The organism is Klebsiella sp. K-Nf6 (genome assembly GCF_002806655.1).
Taxonomy (GTDB): Bacteria; Pseudomonadota; Gammaproteobacteria; order Enterobacterales; family Enterobacteriaceae; genus Klebsiella; species Klebsiella variicola.
On the sequence record NZ_PIBN01000003.1, the window covers coordinates 228,585 to 254,936 of the forward strand.

At 59.5% G+C, this 26,352-nt stretch carries 25 protein-coding genes and 1 riboswitch; of the genes, 9 read left to right on the top strand and 16 right to left on the bottom strand.

What is annotated here, in order from left to right:
- Window positions 1–10 precede the first annotated feature (10 nt).
- From CWM61_RS07470 to CWM61_RS07480, 3 genes are all read right to left on the bottom strand, one after another.
- Entirely contained in the window at window positions 11–544 is a 534-nt protein-coding gene (locus tag CWM61_RS07470) for a GNAT family N-acetyltransferase (RefSeq protein ID WP_074387006.1), read from the bottom strand.
- Between the two features lie 66 nt (window positions 545–610).
- On the bottom strand, window positions 611–2,263 hold the full coding sequence (locus CWM61_RS07475) for an alpha,alpha-trehalase (RefSeq protein WP_032740305.1): 1,653 nt from the start codon (window positions 2,261–2,263) through the stop codon (window positions 611–613).
- Window positions 2,264–2,502: 239 nt separating this feature from the next.
- Complete coding sequence (locus CWM61_RS07480) at window positions 2,503–3,651, bottom strand: iron-containing alcohol dehydrogenase (RefSeq protein ID WP_100631010.1); 1,149 nt, start codon at window positions 3,649–3,651, stop codon at window positions 2,503–2,505.
- Window positions 3,652–3,786: 135 nt separating this feature from the next.
- Between CWM61_RS07480 and CWM61_RS07485 the strand changes: the two genes are divergently transcribed.
- A complete protein-coding gene (locus tag CWM61_RS07485; protein ID WP_074387008.1) occupies window positions 3,787–4,410 on the top strand; it encodes a glutathione S-transferase family protein in 624 nt (207 codons plus the stop codon).
- A gap of 52 nt (window positions 4,411–4,462) precedes the next feature.
- Here the strand turns inward: CWM61_RS07485 and gorA are convergent, their stop codons facing one another.
- A complete protein-coding gene (gene gorA, locus CWM61_RS07490) occupies window positions 4,463–5,815 on the bottom strand; it encodes a glutathione-disulfide reductase (RefSeq protein WP_100631011.1) in 1,353 nt (450 codons plus the stop codon).
- Window positions 5,816–5,887: 72 nt separating this feature from the next.
- Window positions 5,888–6,730, bottom strand: a complete 843-nt coding sequence (locus CWM61_RS07495; RefSeq protein ID WP_008806933.1) for a 23S rRNA (adenine(2030)-N(6))-methyltransferase RlmJ — start codon at window positions 6,728–6,730, stop codon at window positions 5,888–5,890.
- A gap of 193 nt (window positions 6,731–6,923) precedes the next feature.
- On the opposite strand from CWM61_RS07495, the gene CWM61_RS07500 reads away from it, so the two are divergent.
- The 3 genes from CWM61_RS07500 to rsmJ all read left to right on the top strand — a co-directional run bounded on the left by CWM61_RS07500 (window position 6,924) and on the right by rsmJ (window position 11,180).
- On the top strand, window positions 6,924–8,195 hold the full coding sequence (locus CWM61_RS07500; protein WP_032731403.1) for an acid phosphatase: 1,272 nt from the start codon (window positions 6,924–6,926) through the stop codon (window positions 8,193–8,195).
- A gap of 182 nt (window positions 8,196–8,377) precedes the next feature.
- Window positions 8,378–10,420 carry an oligopeptidase A gene (gene prlC, locus CWM61_RS07505; RefSeq protein WP_032733902.1) on the top strand — a complete coding sequence of 681 codons (2,043 nt, stop codon included), beginning with the start codon at window positions 8,378–8,380 and terminating at the stop codon, window positions 10,418–10,420.
- 7 nt (window positions 10,421–10,427) lie between these two features.
- Window positions 10,428–11,180, top strand: coding sequence for a 16S rRNA (guanine(1516)-N(2))-methyltransferase RsmJ (rsmJ, locus tag CWM61_RS07510; RefSeq protein ID WP_100631012.1), 753 nt, complete (start codon window positions 10,428–10,430; stop codon window positions 11,178–11,180).
- A 145-nt stretch (window positions 11,181–11,325) separates the two neighbouring features.
- Here the strand turns inward: rsmJ and dtpB are convergent, their stop codons facing one another.
- Both dtpB and uspA read right to left on the bottom strand, forming a co-directional pair.
- Window positions 11,326–12,798: a dipeptide/tripeptide permease DtpB gene (gene dtpB / locus CWM61_RS07515; RefSeq protein ID WP_100631013.1), complete on the bottom strand. Its 1,473-nt coding sequence runs from the start codon at window positions 12,796–12,798 to the stop codon at window positions 11,326–11,328.
- A gap of 255 nt (window positions 12,799–13,053) precedes the next feature.
- Window positions 13,054–13,491: a universal stress protein UspA gene (gene uspA / locus CWM61_RS07520; protein WP_004145166.1), complete on the bottom strand. Its 438-nt coding sequence runs from the start codon at window positions 13,489–13,491 to the stop codon at window positions 13,054–13,056.
- Between the two features lie 382 nt (window positions 13,492–13,873).
- Between uspA and uspB the strand changes: the two genes are divergently transcribed.
- Window positions 13,874–14,209 (top strand): universal stress protein UspB, encoded by a 336-nt coding sequence (gene uspB, locus CWM61_RS07525; protein ID WP_002921203.1) that lies wholly within the window; start codon window positions 13,874–13,876, stop codon window positions 14,207–14,209.
- 59 nt (window positions 14,210–14,268) lie between these two features.
- Here the strand turns inward: uspB and pitA are convergent, their stop codons facing one another.
- Window positions 14,269–15,765 carry an inorganic phosphate transporter PitA gene (gene pitA, locus CWM61_RS07530; protein WP_061153045.1) on the bottom strand — a complete coding sequence of 499 codons (1,497 nt, stop codon included), beginning with the start codon at window positions 15,763–15,765 and terminating at the stop codon, window positions 14,269–14,271.
- 230 nt (window positions 15,766–15,995) lie between these two features.
- Here pitA and CWM61_RS07535 point away from each other — a divergent pair, with 230 nt between their 5' ends.
- Entirely contained in the window at window positions 15,996–17,189 is a 1,194-nt protein-coding gene (locus tag CWM61_RS07535) for an NAD(P)/FAD-dependent oxidoreductase (RefSeq protein WP_074387012.1), read from the top strand.
- 39 nt (window positions 17,190–17,228) lie between these two features.
- Here the strand turns inward: CWM61_RS07535 and CWM61_RS07540 are convergent, their stop codons facing one another.
- Entirely contained in the window at window positions 17,229–18,242 is a 1,014-nt protein-coding gene (locus CWM61_RS07540; RefSeq protein ID WP_022066424.1) for a magnesium transporter, read from the bottom strand.
- Window positions 18,243–18,298: 56 nt separating this feature from the next.
- Window positions 18,299–18,480, bottom strand: a riboswitch (M-box (ykoK) riboswitch).
- A 158-nt stretch (window positions 18,481–18,638) separates the two neighbouring features.
- Between CWM61_RS07540 and CWM61_RS07545 the strand changes: the two genes are divergently transcribed.
- Entirely contained in the window at window positions 18,639–18,914 is a 276-nt protein-coding gene (locus tag CWM61_RS07545) for a type II toxin-antitoxin system HicA family toxin (protein WP_074387014.1), read from the top strand.
- Entirely contained in the window at window positions 18,911–19,270 is a 360-nt protein-coding gene (locus tag CWM61_RS07550; protein ID WP_022066422.1) for a type II toxin-antitoxin system HicB family antitoxin, read from the top strand. The genes CWM61_RS07545 and CWM61_RS07550 overlap by 4 nt, the downstream gene beginning before the upstream one ends.
- A gap of 27 nt (window positions 19,271–19,297) precedes the next feature.
- On the opposite strand, the gene nikR is transcribed toward CWM61_RS07550, so the two are convergent.
- The 7 genes from nikR to CWM61_RS07585 form a co-directional block, all read right to left on the bottom strand.
- Entirely contained in the window at window positions 19,298–19,699 is a 402-nt protein-coding gene (gene nikR, locus CWM61_RS07555; protein WP_048330886.1) for a nickel-responsive transcriptional regulator NikR, read from the bottom strand.
- Window positions 19,687–20,478: a nickel import ATP-binding protein NikE gene (gene nikE / locus CWM61_RS07560; protein ID WP_100631014.1), complete on the bottom strand. Its 792-nt coding sequence runs from the start codon at window positions 20,476–20,478 to the stop codon at window positions 19,687–19,689. The genes nikR and nikE overlap by 13 nt, the downstream gene beginning before the upstream one ends.
- Window positions 20,475–21,239: a nickel import ATP-binding protein NikD gene (locus CWM61_RS07565; protein WP_100631015.1), complete on the bottom strand. Its 765-nt coding sequence runs from the start codon at window positions 21,237–21,239 to the stop codon at window positions 20,475–20,477. The genes nikE and CWM61_RS07565 overlap by 4 nt, the downstream gene beginning before the upstream one ends.
- Entirely contained in the window at window positions 21,239–22,072 is an 834-nt protein-coding gene (gene nikC, locus CWM61_RS07570; RefSeq protein ID WP_074387016.1) for a nickel ABC transporter permease subunit NikC, read from the bottom strand. The genes CWM61_RS07565 and nikC overlap by 1 nt, the downstream gene beginning before the upstream one ends.
- Window positions 22,069–23,013, bottom strand: coding sequence for a nickel ABC transporter permease subunit NikB (gene nikB, locus CWM61_RS07575; RefSeq protein WP_061153052.1), 945 nt, complete (start codon window positions 23,011–23,013; stop codon window positions 22,069–22,071). Before nikB ends, nikC begins: the two co-directional genes overlap by 4 nt.
- Window positions 23,013–24,581 carry a nickel ABC transporter substrate-binding protein gene (nikA, locus tag CWM61_RS07580; protein ID WP_100631016.1) on the bottom strand — a complete coding sequence of 523 codons (1,569 nt, stop codon included), beginning with the start codon at window positions 24,579–24,581 and terminating at the stop codon, window positions 23,013–23,015. Before nikA ends, nikB begins: the two co-directional genes overlap by 1 nt.
- A 139-nt stretch (window positions 24,582–24,720) precedes the next feature.
- Window positions 24,721–25,581 (bottom strand): LysR family transcriptional regulator, encoded by an 861-nt coding sequence (locus CWM61_RS07585; RefSeq protein ID WP_061153054.1) that lies wholly within the window; start codon window positions 25,579–25,581, stop codon window positions 24,721–24,723.
- Between the two features lie 97 nt (window positions 25,582–25,678).
- Here CWM61_RS07585 and CWM61_RS07590 point away from each other — a divergent pair, with 97 nt between their 5' ends.
- Entirely contained in the window at window positions 25,679–26,185 is a 507-nt protein-coding gene (locus CWM61_RS07590; protein ID WP_012540376.1) for a phenolic acid decarboxylase, read from the top strand.
- The last annotated feature ends 167 nt before the right edge of the window (window positions 26,186–26,352 follow it).

Below are 26,352 nucleotides of genomic sequence, written 5' to 3' on the forward strand. Positions count from 1 at the left end.
CGGCGGTGCGCTACGGCGCATCGCCCTCCCCACGTAGCCGACCGAACAGCCAGTCGTTGTGCCAGCGCCCGTTCAGCCAGTAGTTTTCCCGCAGCTCCCCTTCCAGCCGGAAGCCGGCTTTGAGCAGTAACTGCTTAGACGCCTCGTTGCCGGCGGTGACGCTGGCGGTCAGGCGGCGGACGCCGCCGGTGGTAAAGGCGTAGTCGCACAGCGCGCGCAGCGATTCGTAGCCGTAGCCCCGACCCTGCGCCGACGGAGCGAAGAGAAAGCCAACCTCGGCAATGTCGCGGTGATGATGTTGGTAACCGGTCAGGCCGAGCGGGGCATGGGTGAGCCTGTCGCGCACCACCAAACACAGCCAGTGTTCGTCCCCCGGCGCCCACGGCGGCAGGCGCGAATCAAACGCCTCGCGGATGGCCGCCTGCGGCCGGGGATCGGCGACGTAAAGCATGACCTGCGGATCCTGCTGCAGGGAAAGAAAAAACGACCAGTCATCCAGCTGCAGCGGTGAGCAGCGCAGGCGCGGCGTCAGGAGTTCAGGCATAAGCGTCATTCCGGGCGGGGCGAATCCTCTGAACATAGCAGGAGAAAGCCGCCGGGAACAGCCCGACTAGGTTGGCTCACCGTACAGGCCAATCAGTCGGCGCACCACGCCGTTGGTCCAGCCAAAGCCATCCTGCAGGGGATACTCCCCGCCGCCACCCTCATGCGGGACGCCGGTGGCAATATGGTATTTCTCAATCAGCTTGTGATGCTGCTTGTAAAAGTGGTTGACCGTCTGCAGCCAGCTCCAGGCAATCTCATCCCCCAGCGGATCCTGGCCGTAACGTTTAAATCCCTGGATCGCCATCCACTGCAGCGGCGCCCAGCCGTTAGGTTTATCCCACTGCTCACCGCTTTCATATTCGGTGGCCATGATCCCCCCGGGGGTGAGCAGGCGGGCCCGCACCGCATCGGCAAGGCGTTCTGCCTGCTCGTGAGTCGCCAGGCCGACGTAAAGGGTGACGATGCTGGCCGCGGAAAACAGCGCCAGCTGTTCGCGGCGCCAGTCATAATCGCGGAAACAGCCATTCTCATCGTCCCACAGATAGCGGTTGACCGCCGCCCGCCGATCCTGGGCCTTCTGGCGGAAGGCCGCCTCTGTCTCGCGATCGCCCTTCAGGCCGGAGAGGTTGGCGATGGTCGTCTCCAGTTTGAACAGGAAGGCGTTCAGGTCGATGGGGATAAACTGCGTCGTGCGGATACTGGCCAGCCGCGTGATATCCCGCAGCCAGCGGCTGGAGTAGTCCCAGCCGGACGCGGCGCCCGCCCGCAGGTCGCGGTACACTTCATTGGCGGGCCGCCCGGAGTGTCGGGCGGTCTCCACGTCCTCGCGCCAGGACTCATCCCGCGGCGTGTCCCGGTCGTCCCAGTAGCGATTGAGCAGGGAGCCATCCGGCATGCGCACCACGTGGCGATACGCCTGGTGCGGGATCAACGACTCGGCGCCGTCCATCCAGAAGGCGTGCTCCATCTTCAGATGGTCCAGATAGCGCTTCGCGCCGCGCACGCCGTCCTCTTCAAAGAGTTCGACCATCAGGGCAAACACCGGCGGCTGCGAACGGCTGAGGTAGTAGGTACGGTTGCCGTTCGGAATGTGGCCGTAGGTTTCAATCAGCCAGGCAAAGTTATCGGCCATGCATTTCAGCAGATCTTCCCGGCCGCTCTCCGCCAGCCCCAGCATGGTGAAATAAGAGTCCCAGTAATAGGTTTCGCTAAACCGACCGCCGGGCACAATATAGGCCTGCGGCAGCGCCAGCAGTGAAGACCAGGGGATATGATCCTGAGGCTCGCGGGTCAGCACCGGCCACAGCTTATCGATGTGCTCTTTCAGCGTCAGGCTGGGGTCCGAGGTGTAGACGTCGGTCTGGTTCTCCGGCAGCCAGAAGTTGTCTTCAACGAACTGGCGCAGGTCGAAGTCGGGTTGACGTTTGACCTTCCGGTAGTGCCGCAGGATGTCCAGCGGATCGTGTTTCGGCGCGCAGTCGGGGAAGGTTTTGCTGTCGGCAAAGATGCGTGATTTCTGCACGTTGGTAAACAGCTCAAGATAGCGATCCGCCGGGGTAAGGGCATCGGACGCCGGAAGCCCCTCGATCACCTCAGGCTCCGGTTCAGCGTCAATCATTTCATCCAGCTTTAATTCGTACGGATCGGCTTCGTAGCAGGGATCGATGTCGATCCTTAACTCGTCGTCTTCAACGTGGCGTAATTTCTGGCTGAACATAGCGATACGGACCTCCGGATAGCGTGAGTTCGGGGCCGGGCATACCCGGCCTTGTCTATTAAGCGTAGACAGTCGCTTCGGTGAGTGTGAAGTAAACTGTGCGTTAGATCACGCTTTCCCGCCGAGACGAAAAGCCGTTATCTTAAGGTAATAAATTGATAAATAATTAAAATTTATCTATTCGGGCACAGATGAAATTCGGAGCATTCATTATGCAACAAAATTTTATCCCGGCGCGCTCACTCCCACGCCGCCTCCAGCATCTCCAGCAGTTGTTCGCTGCTCAGACTGACCGGGTTGGCCTTCATCGACGAGGAGGTGCTGGCCGCCAGCGCCGCCGGTTCCAGCGCATCGCGCGCCACGCCGAGGTCGCGCAGGGTGCCAAGACCGGCGCGATGGCTCCATTCCCGCAGACTGTCCCAGACCTGTTCCACAGGGACGTCCAGCCCGTCGGCCAGCCAGCGGCGAACGTCGTTGAAGCGCTGGCGCAGGGCAGGGTCGCTTATCTGCGACTCATTGAGCGCCAGCCCAAACGGCAGCAGGCTGCCGCATAAGGCGCCGTGCGAGGCGCGGCTCAGGCCGCCCAGCGGGCCGGCGAGGCCGTGGATCACCCCCAGCCCGGCGTTCGCCAGCGCCAGTCCGCCGCACAGGCTGACCCATGCCATCTCGTCGCGGCTGGCCGGACACTCTTTTTCCATCAGGATCTTTAGCGCGCGGATGCCCCGCGGGATCGCCTGCTGGCAGAGGGCATCGGTGAAGGGAGTGGCCCGGCTGCAGAGCCAGGGCTCGATCACCTGGGTCAGGGCATCGAGGCCGGAGCTCAGGGTGATGCTCCGCGGCGCGTTGTCGGTCAGCGCCGGGTCAACAATCGCCAGGTCAGGCAGCATTCGGTCGTCGCGCAGGCTCACTTTTCGCTGTTGTTCCGGGACGTTGATCACCGCATTTTTGGTGACTTCCGCGCCCGTCCCGGCGGTGGTCGGGATCGCCACGAACGGCAGCGGACTGGCTTCCAGCTGACGACCCGTGCCCACCACCTCCAGATAGTCGACCAGCGGGCCGGCGGCGGGCACCAGCGCCGCAATCGCCTTACCGGCGTCAATCACCGCGCCGCCGCCGAGGCTGACCACTGCCCGGACGCCTTTCTCGCGCGCCAGCTGGACGCCCTGCTCGATATCGATAAGCCAGGGTTCGCGGCTTATCGCCAGCGTCGTGACCTCCAGCTGCAGCGCCTCCAGCTGATGGAGCAGAAACGCCGCCCGCTGCGGGCTGGCGCCATGCACCAGCAGAATGGGGCCGCCCTGCTGCGCCAGCCAGGGGGCAGCGCTCAGGGCCTGGCCACGGCCAAAACGAATATTTGCGGGCATCAAAACGGTAAAAGGGGTCAACATGTCGGGTTCCTTTTCGGCAAACAGGCTGGAATCAACTATACACATTATCCACTACTCTGCCTTGTTGCTGGCTGGCAAGGCTGACAATAGAGTAGAGTGAAAGATCTCTCTTTTATGGCTGAGGAATCGCTGACAATGCTAACAATTCTGGGCAAACGCTCTTCAATCAATGTACGGAAAGTGTTGTGGACCTGCGAGGAAGCCGGGCTGGCGTACCAGCAGGAGGATTACGGCAGCGGATTTAAGCCTCTGGATACGCCTGAGTTTCAGCGCCTGAATCCTAACAGCCTGGTGCCGGTGCTGCTGGACGGCGACTTTGTGCTCTGGGAGTCGAACAGTATCTGCCGCTATCTGGCGCGGAAAGCGGAGCGCTGGGATCTGCTGCCCACCGAGCCACAGCCCGCCGCCGAGGTGGAGCACTGGATGGACTGGCAGGCGACCGAGTTTAACACTGCCTGGCGCCATGCCTTTATGGGTCTGGTGCGCAAAGATCCGCGCTTTCAGGATCCGGCGGCAATTAAAGAGAGTATTGCCACCTGGACCCAGTGCGTGCGCATTGTCGAAGCACAACTGCAGCGTACCGGGGCGTGGATAGCCGGCGAGCGCTTCACCCTCGCCGATATCGTGCTGGGGCTGTCGGTGCATCGCTGGAAGATGACCCCTTTTGCCCATCCGGAGATGCCGGCCGTGGAGCGCTGGTATATGGCGCTCAATCAGCGCCCGGCGTTTATGCGCCATGGCAATAACGGCGTGGCCTGAGCATAAAAAAAGAAGCCCCTGGGGCTTCTTTTTATCATCCGGCGACCGCGTCTTAGCGCATGGTGACGAACTCTTCTGCCGCTGTCGGGTGAATGGCGACGGTGTTGTCGAAGTCTTTTTTGGTGGCGCCCATCTTCAGGGCCACCGCAAAGCCCTGCAGCATCTCATCCATCCCGAAGCCGATGCCGTGGATCCCGACAATCTTCTCTTCCGGGCCGACGCACACCAGCTTCATGCGGCACGGCTGGCGGTGAGAGGTGACGGCGGTGTACATCGCGGTGAAAGAAGATTTGTAGACCTTCACGGCGTCGTCGCCGTACTGCTCGCGCGCCTGCGGCTCGGTTAAACCGACGGTGCCGATAGGCGGGTGGCTGAAGACCACGGTCGGGATGTTGCTGTAGTCCAGGTGCTCTTCCGGCTTGTTGTTAAACAGGCGCTCGGAGAGGCGACGGCCTGCGGCAACCGCTACCGGAGTCAGCTCGACGGCGCCGGTATTATCGCCCACCGCGTAGATGCCCGGCACGTTGGTGTTCTGGAATTTATCAACGATGATGTAGCCTTTATCGTTGGTTTTCACGCCGGTAGCCGCCAGATTGAAGTTATCGGTCGCCGGTTCGCGGCCAATCGCCCAAATCAGGCAATCTATGGTCTGGCTGCCGCCATCTTCCAGCTCCAGCGTCAGGCTGCCGTCGGCATTCTTCACCACCGCTTTCGGGATGGCGTTGGTATGCAGCTGCGGGCCTTCGGCGTTCATCACTTCCACCAGCGTCTCCACGATCAGCGGATCGAAGCTGCGCAGCGGCGCGTGTTTACGCACGAACAGGTGGGTTTCGGCGCCGAGGCCGTTAATCACCCCCGCCAGCTCAACGGCGATATAGCCAGCGCCCACTACCGCCACGCGCTTCGGCAGCGCCGGCAGTTCAAAGAAACCGTCGGAATCAATACCGTATTCGACGCCCGGAATATTCGGGTGGCTTGGACGGCCGCCGGTGGCGATCAGGATATGGTCAGCGGTGATCGTCTCGCCGTTCACTTCCACGGTGTGGGCATCGACAAAGCGCGCGAAGCCTTTGATGACGTCGACGTTGTTCTTACCCAGTACGTTGTCGTAGGAGGTATGGATGCGGTCGATGTAGGCGCTACGGCTGGCGACCAGCTTCTCCCAGTCGAAATGGTTGATGGTGGTATCGAAACCGTAGTCCGGGCCGTAAAGATGAATCGCTTCGCGGATCTGCGCCGCATGCCACATTACTTTTTTCGGCACGCAGCCGACGTTGACGCAGGTGCCGCCCAGTTCTTTGGCTTCAATCAGCGCGCACTTCTGGCCGTACATGGCCGCGCGGTTAATCGAGGCGATACCGCCGCTACCGCCGCCGATGGCGAGGTAATCATAATGTTTGCTCATGCCCATATGTCCTTAATCGTTGATTGCCGCGATTGTAGCGCGAGGCTTAAAAGGTTCCACCGATGGTTGCGATTACTCCGGTACGATCCAACTGACGGTGGCGTGGCCGGTGCCGGCCGGAACCAGCTTGCTGTGCAGCCACGGCAGCACATTGTTCATCTGCTGCTCCAGCTTCCACGGCGGGTTGATGACGATCATCCCGGAGGCGGTCATGCCGCGCTGGTCGCTGTCCGGACGCACCGCCAGCTCGATTTGCAGAATTTTGCGAATGCCGGTGGCTTCTAACTCTTTGATCATGCGTTTGATCTGTGCGCGCAGCACTACCGGATACCACAGGGCGTAGGTGCCGGTGGCGAAGCGTTTGTAGCCTTCGTGGATCCCGGTCACCACCGCCTGATAGTCGGTTTTAATTTCATACGGCGGGTCGATCAGAATCAGACCACGGCGTGAAACCGGCGGCAGTTTGGCTTTCAGCTGCTGGTAGCCATCGGCTTTATCGACGCGCGCGCGGCTGTCTTTCTGGAACTCGGCGCGCAGCAGCGGGAAGTCGCTCGGGTGCAGCTCGGTCATCTGCAGGCTGTCCTGCTCGCGCAGCAGCTGGCGGGCGATCAGCGGAGAGCCCGGGTAGTAGCGCAGCTGGCCATTACGGTTGAAGTGTTCGACCACGGAAATATACGGCTCCAGCTCTGCCGGCAGGTCGTCCTGCTGCCAGATGCGGGCGATGCCTTCGAGATACTCGCCGGTACGCTCGGCGTGCTCGCCGCTCAGCTGATAGCGGCCCGCGCCAGCGTGGGTGTCCAGGTAGAGAAACGGTTTTTCTTTCTCTTTCAGCGCTTCGATGATCAGGCTCTGAACAGTGTGTTTGAGGACGTCGGCGTGGTTGCCTGCGTGAAAGCTGTGGCGATAACTGAGCATGGATACAGAGATTCCGGGAAGTAAACAAGTTAACCGATAGTTTACCGCAGATCGGCCGAGATTACCGCTGCGCCGCCGTGCTGTTTCATTTGTGCCAAAAGCGTTGCAAAACATAACGCTGTCATAAAAACGTCAAACGGCCGCGCTAGCGTCGGGTACAGGCAAGGTAATTATTTGAATAAAAGGAAAAATAATGAAAAGGCAACTCTCACTGCTGGCCGTCGCGCTGCTGCTGGCGCAACCGGTTCTGGCCAAAGACATCCCGCTGGACAGGGCGGCGGCCCTCGCCAATAGCGTGACGCCGGCGGCCTCCAGCCAGGCGTATGACGATCTTGAGCAACAGGCGCTGACGCAGCTACGTCATGCTCTGCAGGGGGATGCCGCCACGCTGACCCGCGATCGGCTGGCGCACACGAAACAAAACAAAACTCAGGCCGATACCGCCTGGCTGAAGGCCAGCGGCTATGACTTCCAGACCCGGGCCAACCAGCAGGCGGGTATTGCGCTGTTGTCGGCGTTCAGCACCCTGCCGGAGACCGTCGTGAAGCAGAATCTGGCGACGGTGACTAGCATCAATCGCGATGCCGTGCAGACGACACGCCGTCAGGCGCTGGCCGATGCGGAAGGGATTAGCTACCTCTACTTCCTCAGCGATGCGCTGGGGCCGCGGCTGGGCAAAGCGTTTCTGACCGCCTATGACCAGGGCGCGCTGGGGAAAGCGGCAGCATTGATCAAAGCCTCGGAAGTCAGCACCGGCGAGGCGAAAAAGCACTTCAACAATCCGCGGCCGTTTCTGGTTCAGGGCAACACCATTCACCTGGTGCCGGACGACGTGGTGGTGAAGGATAACCAGCCCTATACCGCCGACGGCGGCTCGTTCCCCAGCGGCCACACCAACACCGGCTATACCGATGCGCTGCTGCTGGCGGCGATGATCCCGGAGCGCTACGACGCGCTGGTGGCGCGCGGCGCCCGCTATGGCTACTCGCGCATCGTGCTGGGCGTCCACTATCCGCTGGACGTGATCGGCTCGCGGATGGTGGCTGAGCGCAACGTAGCCCACTATCTTAACGATCCGCACTACCGGGTATTATTTAACGAAGCCCGCGATCAGCTGCGCGCCGCGCTGGCGAAAGCCTGCGGCACATCGCTTGCTGAGTGCGCGAAGAGCAGCGTGAAAGACGATCCCTGGCGCGATCCGGCGATGCGTGATTTCTCTCGTTTCACCATGACCTACGATCTGCCGCAGCAGAAGGGGCCGCAGCCGCGTCTGCAGGTGCCTGAGGGGGCGGAAGTGTTACTGGAGGCTGCCCTGCCGCAGCTGTCAGCGGCCCAGCGTCGGGCGTTGATGGTCAACACCGCGCTGCCGGCGGGTTACCCCCTTTCCGGCGCCACCCCCGAACAACAATTCTGGCAGCGGTTGAATCTGTCGGCGGCCTGGGAGATGGCGCAAAAAAGGCATTAATGCGGTTTCCGGCACGCTGCACCGCGTGTCGGCCTTTTCCCGCAACGGGCGGACTTATCGCAGCAATACCCAGGATGACGCACCGCCCGTCATTGAAATTCCCCCAACTATCCCCCATTCTAGATCTCATGCATAAGCGCCGGACGCGCGCTTCATTCACCCTTTTCAACAGGACAGCGCATATGACCAATCCATTACTGACGCCTTTTTCCCTGCCGCCTTTTTCTGCGATCAAACCGGAACACGTGGTCCCTGCGGTCACCAAAGCGCTGGATGATTGCCGGGCCGCGGTGGAAAGCGCGGTGGCGCACGGCGCGCCGTATAGCTGGGAAAATCTTTGCCAGCCGCTGGCGGAAGTGGACGATGTGCTGGGACGCATCTTCTCGCCAGTCAGCCATCTGAATTCGGTAAAAAACAGCCCGGAACTGCGTGAAGCTTACGAACAGACCCTGCCGCTGCTCTCCGAGTACAGCACCTGGGTCGGTCAGCACGAAGGCCTGTATAAAGCCTACCGCGACCTGCGCGATGGCGATAACTACGCCACGCTGAATACCGCGCAGAAAAAAGCGGTCGACAACGCGCTGCGCGATTTTGAATTATCCGGTATTGGCCTGCCGCCGGAGGCGCAGAAACGCTACGGTGAAATCGCCGCGCGCCTCTCTGAGCTGGGCAACCAGTACAGTAACAACGTCCTCGACGCCACCATGGGCTGGAACAAGCTGGTGACCGACGTCGCCGATCTGGCCGGCATGCCGGAAAGCGCGCTGGCCGCCGCTCAGGCTCAGGCCCAGGCGAAAGAGCAGGAAGGGTATCTGCTGACCCTGGATATCCCGAGCTACCTCCCGGTGATGACCTACTGCGACAACCAGGCGCTGCGCGAAGAGATGTACCGTGCCTACTCCACGCGTGCCTCCGATCAGGGCCCGAACGCCGGGAAATGGGATAACAGCCCGGTGATGGCGGAGATCCTCGCCCTGCGCCACGAGCTGGCGCAACTGCTGGGCTTTGACAGCTATGCGTTTAAATCCCTCGCCACCAAAATGGCGGAGGATCCCCAGCAGGTGCTCGACTTCCTCACCGACCTGGCCAAACGCGCCCGTCCGCAGGGCGAAAAAGAGCTGGCCCAGCTGCGCGCCTTCGCCAAAGCCGAGTTTGGCGTTGATGAACTGCAGCCGTGGGACATCGCCTACTACAGCGAAAAACAGAAACAGCATCTCTACAGCATCAGCGATGAGCAGCTGCGCCCCTATTTCCCGGAAAACAAAGCCGTTAACGGCCTGTTCGAAGTGGTTAAGCGCATTTACGGCATTACTGCCAAAGAGCGTACCGATGTCGATGTGTGGCATCCGGAAGTGCGTTTCTTCGAGCTGTATGACGAAAATAACGAGCTGCGCGGCAGCTTCTATCTTGACCTGTATGCCCGTGAACATAAGCGCGGCGGGGCGTGGATGGACGATTGCGTCGGCCAGATGCGTAAACTGGATGGTTCCCTGCAGAAACCGGTCGCTTACCTGACCTGTAACTTCAACCGCCCGGTCAACGGCAAACCGGCGCTGTTCACCCACGATGAAGTGATCACCCTGTTCCACGAGTTTGGCCATGGTCTGCACCACATGCTGACCCGCATTGATACCGCCGGCGTTTCCGGCATCAGCGGGGTGCCATGGGATGCCGTCGAGCTGCCGAGCCAGTTTATGGAAAACTGGTGTTGGGAGCCGGAAGCGCTGGCGTTCATCTCCGGCCATTATGAAACCGGTGAACCGCTGCCGCAGGAGCTGCTGGAGAAAATGCTGGCGGCGAAAAACTACCAGGCGGCGATGTTTATTCTGCGCCAGCTGGAGTTCGGCCTGTTCGATTTCCGCCTGCACGCGGAGTACAAGCCGGAGCAGGGGGCGAAAATTCTTGAGACTCTGGCCGAGATTAAAAAGCAGGTCGCTGTGGTGCCGGGCCCAACCTGGGGCCGCTTCCCGCACGCCTTCAGCCACATCTTCGCGGGCGGCTACGCGGCGGGCTACTACAGCTACCTGTGGGCCGACGTGCTGGCGGCGGACGCCTTCTCACGCTTCGAAGAAGAGGGGATTTTCAACCGCGAAACCGGTCAGTCGTTCCTCGACAATATCCTGAGCCGTGGCGGTTCCGAAGAGCCGATGGTGCTGTTCAAACGCTTCCGCGGGCGTGAGCCGCAGCTGGACGCGATGCTGGAGCACTACGGGATCAAGGGTTAAGTCTGCGGTGAAGATCTGCTTAATTGATGAAACAGGCGCCGGAGACGGCGCCTTATCTGTTTTAGCCGCCCGCTGGGGGCTGGAGCAGGATGACGATAATCTGATGGCGCTGGTGCTGACGACGGAGCATCTGGAGCTGCGTAAGCGCGATGAGCCCAAACTTGGCGGCATCTTCGTCGACTTTGTCGGCGGGGCGATGGCCCACCGGCGCAAGTTTGGCGGCGGCCGCGGTGAAGCGGTCGCCAAAGCGGTGGGCATTAAAGGCGATTACCTGCCGGATGTCGTCGACGCCACCGCCGGGCTGGGACGCGATGCCTTCGTGCTGGCGTCGGTCGGCTGCCGCGTGCGAATGCTGGAGCGTAATCCGGTGGTCGCCGCGCTGCTCGACGATGGCCTGGCGCGCGGCTATGCCGATGCGGAAATTGGCGGCTGGCTGCAGGAGCGGCTACATCTGATCCACGCCTCCAGCCTGACGGCGCTGACCGATATCACCCCGCGTCCGCAGGTGGTGTACCTCGATCCGATGTTCCCGCATAAGCAGAAAAGCGCGCTGGTGAAGAAAGAGATGCGCGTCTTTCAGTCGCTGGTGGGGCCCGATTTAGACGCCGATGGCCTGTTGGCCCCGGCGCGCCAGCTGGCGACCAAACGGGTGGTGGTAAAGCGCCCGGATTATGCGCCGCCGCTGGCGGAGGTCGCCACGCCGAACGCGGTAGTGACCAAAGGACATCGGTTTGATATCTACGCCGGTACGCCGGAGTAATATTACGCCGTGGTGGTATCTCCCGGATGGCGGCGCAACGCGCCTTATCCGGGCTACCGAATTGTCGCCCGGCTCAGCGTAGCGCAAGCCGGGAACCGCAATATCTGAACAAACGGCGCCAGCGCGGATCGGCCATCTTAAACGGTTACTCGGCGCTGGCCGGGGTATTAATCATCCGGTTCAGCCACGGCACCATCAGCGCCATCACCACCGTGACGCCCAGCGTCACCAGGCCAATTTTACTGAACACATCGGTATAGACCGGCAAGGTCTGCAGCGGATCGGTAATGTTTTCCGGCACTGCGGTGAAGGTCGCCACATAGCCGCCCAGCAGGAACGCGGCGGCCTGGGTCAGAAACCACATCCCCAGAATAAAGCCCATCAGATGCTGCGGCACCAGCGCGGCAACCATCGCCAGCCCCAGGGCGCTGATCAGCAGTTCGCCCAGGCTCTGGAACAGATAGACCAGCACAATAAACCACGGCGAGGTTAATCCCTGGGCGTCGGCGAACCACATCCCGGCGGCCGCGGCGGTGAGGAACCCCAGCGCGCAGAGGAACATCCCGAGGGTAAATTTCACCGGCATGGTCAGGTCTTTGCCTTTGTGACCGAGATGGGTGTAGATCGCCGCCAGCACCGGACTGGCAACCACCACCCAGAAGGGATTGAGCGCCTGGAAGCTGACCGGGTTGATGGTAAAGCCCAGGATCTCATGATGGACGTTGTTGATGGCGAAGAAGTTCAGCGAGGTCGGCATCTGGGCATACAGAATGTAGAACAACACCGCCTCGATCATCAGGATAAAGGCGACGAACATTTTGTTGCGCCCGGTTTTATCGAGGCGAAACGCTTCGCGGAAAAAGAACGCAATGACCACGACCGACAGGACAATCAGCACCAGGTTGGCGACCATCACGTTATGCATCAGCCAGGCGCAGAGAAAAATCATCACTACGGTACCGGCCAGCACCAGCGCCAGATTGCGCAGGCTGAGGGGACGGTGATCCGGCTCGGAGCCGATATCTTTCACCATCCCGCGGCAGGCGACGTAGACCAGCAGCGCGATAATCAGTCCCGCGCCGCACAGGTTGTAGGTCACGGCATAGCCAAACTTTTCCGCGATCACCGGCGCCAGCGAGAGCGACAGCAGTGAACCGATGTTTATCGACATATAAAACAGGGTAAACGCCCCGTCGAGACGGGCGTCCTTCGGTGGATAGCATTTTGACAACAGGCTCGCCGGGTTGGCTTTAAACAAGCCGTTGCCGACGGCGATGGTGCCGAGGGCGATAAAGATCAGCTGCGGTTTCAGCAGCGACATCCCGGTCATAAAGTAGCCGATCGCCAGCACAATCGCGCCGAGCACCAGCGTGCGTTTGGTCCCCAGCAGATGGTCGCCCACGTAGCCGCCAATGGAGATCAGCCCGTAAACCAGCGCCGCGAAGGCGCCGAAGGTGATAAAGGCCTGTTCCTGAGAGAAGCCCAGCTGTTTGACAAAGAAGACCGCCAGGATCCCCTGAACGCCGTAATAGCCAAAACGTTCCCAGAGCTCCACAAAGAAGATCATGAAGAACGGACGAGGTTGCTGCAGCAAGCCCGTAGGTGCAGTTGTATTCATATTCCTTCGCCTTGTTTTACTTTCCCAAAAAGTATGAACGCGTATGCCAGAACGCGCTGAAAATGTCTGATAACTCGCCATGCTGCGGTTATTGGCTTAATGAATAGATTATTATATAGATGTTTTGGCGAATAACTGGTTGATCACACTAATTGAATGGCTTGTTTATGGATTGAAGCTCTGTTGTGGGCGGCGGAGGGCTGAAATAAAAAACGCCCGCATCGGCGGGCGTCTTGGGTGTGGAAAAAGCGAAGGTTATTCGTCTTCTTCGTCGCGCAGCGGAACGATCAGCATGTCGACATGGACGGTGTTGATCAACTGGCGGGCAGAGGACATCAGCTTGCTCCAGAAGTCCTGATGGTGGCCGCAGACCACCAGATCCATATCATATTTTTTGATCGCATCGACCAGCACCTGACCCAGGTCGCCGCTGCCGCTCAGGGTCTCGGTGATCGGGTAGCCCGCGTTGGTCGAGAGCTCGGTCAGCGCGTGATGGGTCTCTTCGGAGATGCGTTTTTGCATGTCGCCGAGGTTAACGTCAATCAGCCCGGTGTAGAGGTCGGAGTAATTCACATCCACGTGGATCAGGGACACTTTCGCGTTATACGGGCGGGCCATAGAAACGGCTTTTTCAACCAGTACTTTACTCTCCGGGGACAGGTCTACTGCAATAAGAATATGTTTGTAAGCCATAGTGTTACTCCTTCCATAAGTTTGTCGATGACCATTGGACCTGGCAGCTGGCGCTGCCGTTTCGCCCGCGTCCTGCGTGCTACATTCGCGGGAGGGTAGCCTTTAAGGACTTCATTGTAGAAGATATTTCCTACCTTATAGCGCCCCCCGCACTCCGTCAATGCACTGGGTTCACCTAAAAGTTAAACAAATTTATCCGTCTTACGTATTGATAACGAATAACCTTGTGGTAAAAAAATTAATGGATCTCCTACACTATTTAATGAGCCGGTCGGAAAAATAAATGTGATCGGAATCGCACTCTTTACGGTATCGTCGTGGGTTATTTGGGGAGCGGTAGCCGCGGAGGATTTCTCCGTGGGCGGGTCGCCGGGGAGGAGGTATGATCAGCACTATTGCGCTGTTTTGGGCCCTGTGTGTCGTTTGTGTGGTGAATATGGCACGCTACTTCTCATCGTTGCGTGCATTATTAGTGGTGCTACGTGGTTGCGATCCCTTGCTCTATCAGTATGTTGATGGCGGTGGTTTTTTTACCTCGCATGGGCAGCCCAGCAAACAGATGCGGCTGGTCTGGTATATCTATGCCCAGCGTTACCGTGACCATCACGATGATGAATTTATTCGTCGCTGCGAACGTGTCCGTCGTCAGTTTATCCTGACCAGCGCGCTGTGCGGTCTGGTGGTGGTGAGCCTGATTGCGCTGATGATCTGGCACTAACGACATCTTCGGGATAAAAAAACGGGCCAGCAAGCTGACCCGTTTTGATCGAATGACGTTTAAATCAGTTTCAGGGAGAGCCAGTAAAGGACGCCTGAAAGGATAATCGCTGCCGGAAGGGTCAACACCCAGGCCATCAGGATGCTGGTTACGGTCTTTTTCTGCAGACCACCGCCATCCACCAGCATTGTCCCCGCCACTGAGGAGGACAGCACGTGGGTGGTGGAAACCGGCATCCCGGTGTAGCTCGCCAGGCCGATAGAAACCGCCGCGGTCATCTGAGCCGACATACCTTGTGCGTAGGTCATGCCCTTCTTACCAATTTTCTCACCGATAGTGGTCGCCACGCGGCGCCAGCCGATCATGGTGCCGATACCTAACGCCAGCGCGACCGCCATAATAATCCAGATTGGCGCGTACTCAATGGTGCTCAGCATATCGGTTTTCAGTTTCTTCAGCAGACGCTGGTCGTCATTGCTGACGTCCGGCAGCTTCGCCACTTTATCGGTGGTATCGGAGATGCAGAGCATAATGCGACGCAGCTGACCGCGCTGATCCGGTGACAGTGAATCGTAGGTTTCAACGCCGGTCAGCATAGTCTTCACGCGGTCAAGCGCGTTGATGGTATTTGCTGGATGGCAATGAAACTCACCGTTGGCCGCGGTATTGGTATCCGGAGACGGAACCAACTGGTCAACGCCGGTGGCTTTCTTCAGCAGGTCAGGGCGCTGCTGGAAGAAGGTTTCGACGTTGTTGACCGCATCGCGGGTACGGGTGATTTCGTAACCGGAGGCGTTCATATTCACCACGAAGCCCGCCGGGGCGACGCCAATCAGCACCAGCATCACCAGACCAATGCCTTTCTGCCCATCGTTGGCGCCGTGGGAGAACGACACGCCGATAGCGGACAGGATCAGGGCGATACGGGTCCAGAACGGCGGTTTTTTCTTACCGTCTTTCTTTTCACGCTCTGCGGGGGTCAGGTGAATACGCGCGCGTTTCTTGGTACCGCTCCAGTAGCGACGGAGAATGAAAATCAGGCCGCCCGCAATCACCAGACCGACGATCGGCGAGATGATAAGCGAAGCAAAAATACCAATCACTTTCGGGATATTCAGCGCATCAACCACTGAAGTACCGGTCATCAGCGCATTGGTTAAACCAATACCGATGATGGCGCCAATCAGAGTGTGAGAACTGGAGGCCGGGAGGCCGAAATACCAGGTGCCGAGGTTCCAGATGATCGCCGCCAGCAGCATTGAGAACACCATGGCGAGGCCATGCGCGGAACCCATGTTAAGCAGCAGATCGGTCGGCAGCATATGCACAATGGCATAGGCTACGCTGAGACCGCCCAGCAGAACGCCGAAAAAGTTGAAGAGCGCCGCCATCGCCACAGCGAGCTGCGACCGCATTGCGCGAGTGTAGATAACCGTAGCCACCGCGTTTGCGGTATCATGGAAACCGTTAATCGCTTCGTAAAACAGTACAAAAGCTAAAGCAAGCAATAATAATAGTCCGGTATGTAAATCCAGACCGGCAAATAAATGTAGCATAGGACGTTACGCCATTTTGAGGACATGAACGCGGCGCATTATCAGTGACTTTAGCGGCGCGGGCAAAGTGAAATATAGACTTTTTTTGATTTTCTTCCTGTCTGGTTTCTACCCGGTTGAGAGTAATCCTATATCTTTCAAAGACGTAACTGAATGCTGTTTTTATCGTGCTGGTGCGACCAGAGTGAAATATTTACAATTCCCGACAATTGGGGAATGAGGAAAGTTGAGTGGAAAGGTTTGATGCCATTGTGATCGGCGCCGGTGCGGCGGGAATGTTTTGTGCAGCGCAGGCAGGGCAGTTGGGCTGCCGCGTCCTGCTGCTCGATAATGGCAAAAAGCCGGGACGAAAAATTCTGATGTCCGGCGGCGGCCGCTGCAACTTTACCAACATGTATGTTGAGCCGGCGGCCTATTTGAGCCAAAACCCGCATTTTTGCAAATCTGCGCTGGCGCGCTATACCCAGTGGGATTTTATCGAGCTGGTCGGCAAATATGGCATCGCCTGGCATGAGAAGACCCTCGGCCAGCTGTTTTGCGATGATTCGGCGGAGCAGATCGTCAATCTGCTGCTCGCGGAATGCGAAAAGGGCGACGTGCAGATCCGCCTGCGCAGCGAAATCCTCAGCGTCGAGCGAGATGAACAAGGCTACCGGCTACAGGTGAACGGCGAAACGCTGATGACCAAAAAGCTGGTGATTGCCTCCGGCGGTCTGTCGATGCCGGGGCTCGGCGCCTCGCCGTTTGGCTACAAGGTGGCCGAGCAGTTCGGCCTGAAGGTGCTGCCGACCCGCGCCGGGCTGGTGCCGTTTACCCTGCATAAGCCGCTGCTCGAGCAGCTGCAGGTGCTCTCCGGCGTCTCAGTGCCTTCTACCATTACCGCCGAGGATGGCACCCTGTTCCGCGAAAATCTGCTGTTTACCCATCGCGGCCTTTCCGGGCCGGCGGTGCTGCAGATTTCCAGCTACTGGCAGCCCGGCGAGTTCGTCACCGTCAATCTGCTGCCGGACTGTCATCTTGACGAATTCCTGAACGAGCAGCGCAGCGCGCATCCCAACCAAAGTCTGAAGAACACCCTGGCGATGCAGCTGCCGAAGCGGCTGGTCGAATGTTTACAGCAGCTTGGGCAGATACCTGATGTGACACTGAAGCAACTGAACGTTCGCGATCAGCAGTCGCTGGTGGAGACGTTAACCGCCTGGCGCGTGCAGCCGAACGGCACCGAAGGCTATCGGACGGCGGAAGTGACGCTCGGCGGCGTCGACACTAACGAACTCTCATCACGTACCATGGAGGCGCGTAAGGCGCCGGGTCTCTACTTTATCGGCGAAGTGATGGACGTCACCGGCTGGCTCGGGGGGTATAACTTCCAGTGGGCGTGGTCAAGCGCCTGGGCCTGCGCGCAGGCGCTGGTGGAAGCCTAATTAACGTGCCCGGGCACTCTGGCGCCCGGGCCTACTTGATCAGTTCAACCCAAGAAAATACTGGGCGATTTTGAAATAGATAATCAGCCCGGTGCCATCAATCAGCGTGGCGATAAACGGCGCGGAAACCACCGCCGGGTCGATGCCGATCCGCTTAAGCACCATCGGAATGATCGACGAGACAATCGCGCTCCACAGGGTAATGCAAACCAGCGTCAGGCTGACGATCAGCGTGATTTCCATGCCTATCCCCATCATCCAGGCGCGCAGGCAGCCCGCCAGCCCCAGGGTCAGGGCAATCAGAAACGAGGTCGACACCTCTTTGCGGATCACACGCCCCATATCGCGCAGCCGCACTTCCCCCAGCGCCATCGAGCGCACCAGCGTCGAGGTGATTTGCGTTCCGCTGTTGCCGCCGGTGCCGATCAAGAGTGGTATAAAGAAGGCCAGCGCGATGGCCGATTCCAGCGCCTCTTCGAAATGCTGTAGCACGCTGCTGGTGTAGGCTTCGGCCACGAACAGCAGCAGCAGCCACACCGAGCGCTTCTTCCACAGCGTCCAGGGGCTGATCTCGAGGTACGGTTTTTCCAGCGGCAGCGTCGCCCCCTGCAACTGGGCGTCTTCGGTGACGTCATCCTCCAGCAGATGGGCGATCTCCTTTTCCATCAGGCAGCCGACCAGCTCGCCTTTATCGACGACCGGTACCAGGTCGAGGCCGCGCTCGCTGAGCTCGGCAATCACCTGCGGGCGCTCGTCGTCAGGTTTGACGCGAAACAGGCAGCTGTCCATCAGGTAGCGGATAGACTGCCCGACATCCCCTTCCTGCAGGAGCTTTTTGACCGACAGGCTGCCGCGCAGTTTCCTGCCGGCAACGACAAACACCTGGCCGGGAATATCATCGCTGTCCAGCTGGGAGATAAAGTGTTCGCGCGCCTCATGGACGCTGAGATGTTCCTGCAGCGTAATAAAATCGGTACGCATGTACTGGGCGATCGCATCGCCGTCGAAGCCAGAGGTTGCCTGATGGGCGGCGCAGAGTTGAATGGAAGACATGATTAAAATCCCTATAAAAAATCACTCATAGGGGCGAACAAGACAGGGTTAGCGCAGGCAGATCCCTACGTCCTGGTTTTAGCACTGCATAACGTATCTGAACGGTCATGACCGCCAGAAGTTACCTTGGCAACACCTTGATTCGATGGAAGCCTGTATTTCCCTGAGTGGTCTCTCTCGATACCAACAGGGCGGTAACTTGTATTTATGCAGGAGCCTCGCCATAACGAGATCGTTAAATGAGGCGCCATTATTGGCGAAGAGGGATAATTAACAAAGCGTATAGTTTATGTGGTTTATCAACTGTTGATAAACAAAGTTCATCAGGATACGGCTTGACTTCATCTTGTGCTATCATTAGCTTGACTTCAATGGATGAAATCATGGGGCAGGGCGATGGACCAGCAGGTTTTATCTTTACGTAATAAACAGCGCCACACGCTGGAGCAACTGTTTAAAATCCCTGTCCCACAGGGCATTAAATGGGCCGACATTGAATCGCTAATTAAAGCGTTGGGCGGGGAGATTAAAGAAGGACGCGGCTCGCGCTGTAAATTTTTGTTGAACCACAGCATTGCCAGCTTTCACAGGCCTCACCCTTCGCCGGATACCGACAAAGGCGCCGTGGAGAGCGTGCGCGATTGGTTAATCACTATAGGGGTAAAACCATGATCAAACCTAAAACGCCAAACTCAATGGAGATTGCCGGCCAGCCTGCCGTTATCAATTACGTGCCTGAGCTCAATGCATTCCGTGGTAAGTTCCTGGGATTATCAGGATATTGCGATTTTGTTTCCGATAGCATTCAAGGGTTACAACAGGAGGGCGAGATATCATTACAGGAATATCTCGCAGATTGTCATGAAGCGGGGATTGAGCCTTATGCTCACCCGGAAAAGCTGAAAACCTTCACGCTGCGCTATCCTGAGTCATTTGGTGAGCGTCTTAGCTCCGCCGCTGCGGAGGAACAGGTTTCCGTAAATACCTGGATCCTCGAGACGCTCAATGAACGTCTCAAACAGGCTTAAAACAGTCTGCAGCAGCTCGCCATCGTTTTAATTTTCATCCGCTAAACACTGCAAATGCCCATGGCGCACGCCGCGCTGGGCAATCACGTCGTCGGCAAAATGCTGTACTTCGGCCATGTCTCCTTTCAGCACCGCAATCTCCAGGCAGTCGTCATGACTGATATGTACATGCAGCGTGGCGACGGAGAGATCGTGATGATGATGCTGGGTGGCCACCAGCCGGCTCGCCAGTTCGCGTTTCTCATGTTCATACACATACGACAGGACGGCATATCCGCGCCGTGATTCCGGCGACGCAGGATCCTGGTTGAGGGCGTCGCGCAGAATATCGCGTACCGCCTCCGAGCGATTGTGGTAGCCACGGCGGGCGCTGAGCGCATCGAGGGCGGCCAGCAGGTCATCATCAAGGGTCAGGGTTACGCGCTGCATGGCATGGCCTCGTTTAGCAGAGTGGCAGGAAAAGGGGGGAGCACCGCTTGCTGGAGCGCCTGTCCGGCAGGGGAGTGCAGGCGCAGCGGTAAGCTGACCGTCGCGGTTTCGACGATGCGCCCGTGCTCCATCACCAGCACTCGCTGGCAAAAGCGCTCGACCAGCCGCAGGTCGTGGGTGATAAACAGGCAGGCGGTGTCAAACTGCGCCTGCAGGCGCTTCAGCAGGGCGATAATTTCCGCCTGCAGCAGCAGATCAAGATTCGAAACCGCTTCATCCAGGATCAACAGCTGCGGCCGCACCGCCAGGGCGCGTGCCAGGCAGACGCGCTGCAGTTGTCCGCCGCTGAGCTGCGCCGGGCGCTTATCGAGCAGCGACGGCGCGAGGTCGACGGCCAGCAGCATCTCTTCCACCCGCCGCGCACGCGCCTCACGCGACAAGCGTAACAGATGGCGTAGCGGCTCGCTGACGATCTCGCGCACCGTTTTGCGCGGATTCACCGCGCTAAAGGCATCCTGAAACACCAGCTGAATGTCACGACGGAAGGCACCGATGGCCTCGCCCTTCAGGGCGGGCAGCGGCGTGCCGCGCCAGGCAATATCGCCGTGCTGCGGTGTTTCCAGACCCACCAGCATCCGCGCCAGGGTGCTTTTCCCACAGCCGCTGCGTCCGAGCAGGGCCACCGTTTCGCCGGGGGCGATGGCGAGTTGGATCTCGTGCAGGACCCTGCCGTGGTGGGGGTAATCGTGACTCACCCCGGTAGCGCTGAGTAAATTCATGGTGTTTTCTCCAGCCCGTACAGCGCCAGATGCGCGGCCAGCAGGCGCTGGCTGAGCGGGTGCCGCGGGGCGCTGAATAGCGTATTCACATCGCAGTGTTCAACGAGGCGACCGTTCTCCATGACCGTCACGTGATGCGCCAGCCGCGCTACGACGCCCATGTCATGCGTCACCAGCAGCAGCCCCAGACCGCGTCTGGCGACGATATCCGCCAGCAGATCGAGGATGCGCGCCTGGGCGATGGCATCGAGATCGGTCGTCGGCTCGTCGGCGATGATAAAGGGCGCGCGGCTGAGCAGGGCGAGAGCGACCATCATCCGCTGCAGCATGCCGCCGCTCATCTCAAAGGGGTAGCGCTTCAGCAACGCCCGCGGGTTGTCCAGACCCACTTCTTCCATCGCTGCCAGCAGCACGGCGTCATTCGCTTCGCGACCCGCTGCCCGGCAGGTTTCCCGGGCGTGCGCGGCCATGGTCTGCAGTGGATTAAAGGCGCTGCGTGGGTTTTGCATGATGGTGGCAATAGTTGTGCCGCGCAGCTGTTCGCCGTGCACCGGAATGCCGTCGAGCAGCACGCGTCCGGCGGTTTGCCTGACGCCGGGCGGCAACATGCCCAGCGCGGCGGCGCAGGTCAGCGATTTTCCGCAGCCACTGCTGCCGAGCAGCGCCAGCACCTGCCCGCGGCGTAGGGTGAAGGAAACGTCGCTGACCAGCGGTCGGTCGGCGGCAAGCGAGATCTGTTCCAGTTGGATCTTCTGCGGCATCAGTGGCTATGCTCCGCGATCAGGTGGGGATCGAGACGATCGCGCAGCGCGTCGCCCAGCAGGTTAAAAGCCATCACGCTGATGAACAGCGCCAGCCCCGGCCAGACCATTTGCAGCGGCTGGGTCCAGATATACTGTCGGGCGTCGTTGATCATTACCCCCCATTCCGCCGTCGGCGCGCTGACGCCGAGACCGAGGAACGACATGCCGGCCACGTGAAGCATCATATGGCCGATATCCAGCGAGGCGAGCACCAGCAGCGAGGGGATCACCGCCCCGGCCAGATGGTCGCTGAACAGCCGCCACTGGCTGGCGCCGCTCAGTCGGGCGGCGAGGATAAATTCGCGCTGGCGCAGGGAAACCACCAGGTTACGCACCATTCTGGCATACCAGGCCCAGTGCGACAGCGCAATGGCGAGGATCACGTTGGTCAACCCGGTACCCAGCACCCCCACCATAAAGAAAGACAGGATCGAGGTCGGAAAGGTCATAAACAGTTCGGCGAGGCGCATCAGGCCGCGGTCGGCACGGCCGCCCAGCAGCCCGGCGCTGCCGCCGACCGCCAGACCGATCAGCAGCACCAGCAGCAGACAAGCCATCACCGCCCCCAGCGAAACGCGGGTGGCGGCCAGCAGGCGTGAGAAAATATCCCGGCCGAGATGATCGGTGCCAAGCCAGTGCGCTTCACCCGGCGGCAGCAGCCGCTGCTGAAGGTCAATCGCCGCTGGATCCCAGGGCAGCCACCAGCCGCTGCCGATAGCGATGACTGCCAACAGCGCGATAACCAGCATGGCCAGTTTTACCGGCCAGCGAAAACTTCGTAGCCATCTCATGCGCTCACCTCCTCGTGGCGGCGCAGGCGCGGGTCGAGCGCCGCGTTAAGCACATCCACCGCCAGATTGGCCAGCACGAACACCGTCACCATCATCAGGGTAAAGCACTGGATCACCGGGTAATCGCGATTGAAAATGGCGGAAACCGCGTAGCGGCCAACACCGGGCCAGGCAAAGATATTTTCGATAATCATGGTGCCGCCGATCAGCTCGCCAATGTGCATGCCCATGGCGGTCACCACCGGCAAGGTGGCGTTGCGCAGGATATGCCGCCGTTCCACCTGGCGATCGCTTAATCCGCGCAGGCGCGCCCACATCACGTGACGCTGGCTGGAAGCGTCCAGCATGCTGGCGCGCAGCAGGCGGGCGTTGATCGCCAACGACATAAAGGCGATGGAGACGGCGGGCAATATCAGGTGCTGCCAGTCGCCATACCCCATCGCCGGGAGCCACTGCAGATGCACGGAAAAGAGCATCACCAGCAGAAAGGCCAGCCAGAAGTTCGGCATTGAGACGCCGAGAAAAGCAATCAACCGTACGACATAGTCCGGCAGGCGATCGCGATGGCGCGCCGCCCAGATGCCCAGCGGCAGGGAAGTGACGAGGATCAGCGCCAGCGCCGCGCCGGTGAGCAGCAGGGTGGCAGGCAGGAAGTGCAGCAGGTCATCCAGGACCGGACGCTGGGTGGCATAGGAGAGACCGAAATCCAGGTGCAGCGCCCGCCACAGCCAGTGCAGATATTGCATAGCGAGCGGCTGGTTGAGCCCCAGCAGCTCGCGGGTCGAGGCAACCATCTCTTCAGTGGGCGGCAGGTTCGACAGGCGTAAATAATCCAGCGCTGGGTCGCCGGTGCCGAGCCGAAGCAGCAGAAAGATGATGGCGGAGGCGGCGAGCAGCAGCGGGATCAGCAGCAGCAGGCGGCGTAAAATATAGCGTAGCATTATGGCGTTACCGGGTTAATCTGATCGAAAGGGATCTCGGTGGTCACCGGGGCGAACGGGATCTCCCCGACCTCCTGGTGCGCAACCGACATCAGCGAGACATAGCTGATGGGCAGATACACCGCGTCCTGATGCAGGCGGGTCAGCACATCGTGGTACAGTTTTCTCCGCTGTGCTTCGTCCCCTGTGGTCAGCACCTCGCTAATCTCTTTATCAATCAGCGCCTTATCCGGCAGCCCTCGCTGGGCCTGGTAATCCGCATGCGACGGCACGCGCATCGAGCTTAAAAAGGCATGCGGATCGTAGGGCGCGCCCCAGGTGCGATTGAAGATCATGCCGAAGCGGCCTTCGCGCTGGCGCGCGTAGATGCTGCTCTCCTCCTCACCCACCAGGGTGACCTGGACGCCAACCTGCCGCAGATTGGCCTGAATAATTTCGGCCATCGATTTGGCCAGCGCGTCGGTGCCGATAAACGCCAGCTCAATCGCCAGCGGTTGCCCGGCTTTTTGTCGCCAGGGCTGGCCATCCGGCTGCTGCCAGCCAGCCTGCTCCAGCAGGGCGCGGGCTTTTGCCGGGTCGTAACGGCGCGGCGTCAGATCCTGCGGCGCGTAGGGGACCGAGGGGGCAAACAGAGTGTCGGCAACCTGCTGGGTGCCATACAACACGCTATCGACGAGGGTCTGTTTATCGACGGCGTAGTTGAGCGCCTCGCGAACCGCCTGCTCGCGGGTCGGGCCCTGGCTGGCGTTCAGCGCCAGCATCACCGTTTCCACCGGGGCGGACAGACGAGCCACGTAGCCGGGGTGATGACGAAAGCGTTCGAAGGTATCCAGCGGCAGCAGCCCTTCGTCACCGTACAGCATGTCGATTTCCCCGGTTTCGAACGCCACCGCCCGGCTGGTGGCATCGGGGATCACCTTGATGGTGATTTGCTGCAGTGCCGGTTTGCTACCCCAGTAGCGCTCATTGCGTACCAGCACATCGCGCTGATTGAGCTGCGAGCTTGCCAGCCGCCACGGTCCGGTGCCGATCGGGGCTTTTATGCCCCTGGCAGTGCCGCCATCGATAAACTGCGAGGGGGCGATAAAGCGGAACGGACGGGGCAGGGCCAGCTCTTGGAGTAAAGGCGCGTAGGCGCTTTTCAGGGTGATCTGCAACTCAGTGGCGCTGAGCGCCCGCACGTCGGTGATCTGGTTGGCGAGCTCAAGCCAGGCATGGCGTTGGCGGTTGGCCAGCACCGCCTGGAAATTGGCCGCCGCGGCCTGGGCGTTAAACGGTTCGCCATTGGAGAACGTCACATCGTCGCGCAGGGTGAACCACCAGGTTTTGCCATCGGCGGCGTGACGCCAACGGGTCGCCAGCCAGGGCTGTACGCTGCCGTCAGCCTGATACTTCACCAGCGGTTCATAGACCATGCTTTGGGCAAACATCTGGTTGGGCGTATAGAGATGCGGATTCAGCGGACCGACGTTAACCGGCCAGGCGGTGGTGAACTGGTGCGGCGTGGCCTGAGCCAGCAGAGGGACGCAGGCGACCAGCGCCAGCAGGGTGAGGCGGATAATAGACAAGACAGCGATCTCAGCGACAGGAAAGTATGACGATTTTAGTGATTCATCATACTTTGGGAGTAACCTGGATCAATATTGCGCCGGAAAGTATAAGAAAATCGTATCATTACGCGCAGGCGGTAAACGCCGCCTGCGCCTCTCAGGGCGCCCGGAATAAGCCCAGCAGCGTGGCCACCTGTTCGTCGATCGGCGCCAGGTCCCGCTTGACGATCAGATGCAGCGGCGTCGCGCGGCGCGCGCCGTGGCTGAGGGGCAGCCGCTTCAGCACGCCCTGGTCGAGATGGGAACGAATGCGCTCCTCCGGCAGCCAGCCGAACCCGACCTGATACATCACCGCATCAATGGCGGCGTCAATGGTGGAGAAGGTCCAGGCGTCACGCGTCGCCTGGCCATCGCCGGTCTGATCGGCAATGCGCACCAGCGGCCACGGCGCCAGCGCGCTATCCTCCAGCGGCCCATCGAGCGCGGCAAGAGGGTGGTCGCGGTGGGCGACGGCAATGAAATCAATATTCATCAGCCACTCTCCGCGGCCGGTAATATCCTGGCGGCGGGTCAGCACCATCACATCGGCTTCCGTCCGCGCCGCGCGCTCGTCATCAAGGTTTTCCAGCACTTCGGTGAGTCTGACCTGGGTCTGCGGATAGCGCTGCTGAAACTGGCGCAGAATGGCGAACAGTCGCTGGCGAGGGAAAATGCTGTCGACCACCAGATCCAGACGAGTGCGCGCCCCGTTGCGCAGAGTGGCGGCGTGCGTCTCGACGTAGGCAAAGGCCTGCAGGAGCGGTTTGACCTGATTCAGCAGTAGTTCACCCGCGGGGGTGAGTACCGCCCGCCGGCCGGACGGCGCCAGTAGCGCCACACCTAAGCGCTCCTGCAGCAGCGCGAGATTATAGCTCACCGAAGACTGACTGCGGTTGGTCTCCTCCGCCGCTCTGGCAAAGCTCCCCAATTCCACTACCTTTTCGAGTAACGCCCACTGCTCCAGGGTTGTCTTGTGCATAATCAATCTAAAATTTGGATATATTTAATCCAAACATAGCGTTATTCATTCATTTTTTAAAGACGTATGCTGTCCTCAACGAAACAGAGGAGAATAAATGATGAGCACTTTCGACAAACATGACCTCAGCGGCTTTATCGGTAAACATCTGGTCTACACCTACGACAACGGCTGGAACTACGAGATTTACGTCAAAAATGGCCACACCCTCGACTACCGTATTCACAGCGGCATCGTCGGCAATCGTTGGGTGAAAGATCAGGAAGCGTACATTGTGCGGGTGGGGGAAAGTATCTACAAAATCTCCTGGACCGAACCGACCGGCACCGACGTCAGCCTGATCGTCAACCTGGGCGACAAACTGTTCCACGGCACCATTTTCTTCCCGCGCTGGATCATGAATAACCCGGAAAAAACCGTCTGCTTCCAGAACGACCATATTCCGCTGATGAATTCGTACCGTGATGCCGGCCCGGCCTACCCGACGGAAGTGATTGACGAGTTCGCCACCATCACCTTCATTCGCGACTGTGGTGCCGATAATGACGAGGTCATTAATTGCCCGGCAAGTGAATTGCCAGCTGATTTCCCTGCAAATTTGTAATTCAGCAGAAATAAATTTGTGATCTGCGCTAACTTTTTGTCATTAAGCGTGACGATCGCTAATTAAAGTATTGTGTATTGGTTTAATCTCCGTTTACTTTCTGCTATTGCGTTCCTGTTTGTCCCCGCTAACAGGAACGCTTTTCTGTCATACCCCTGCCATAAAAA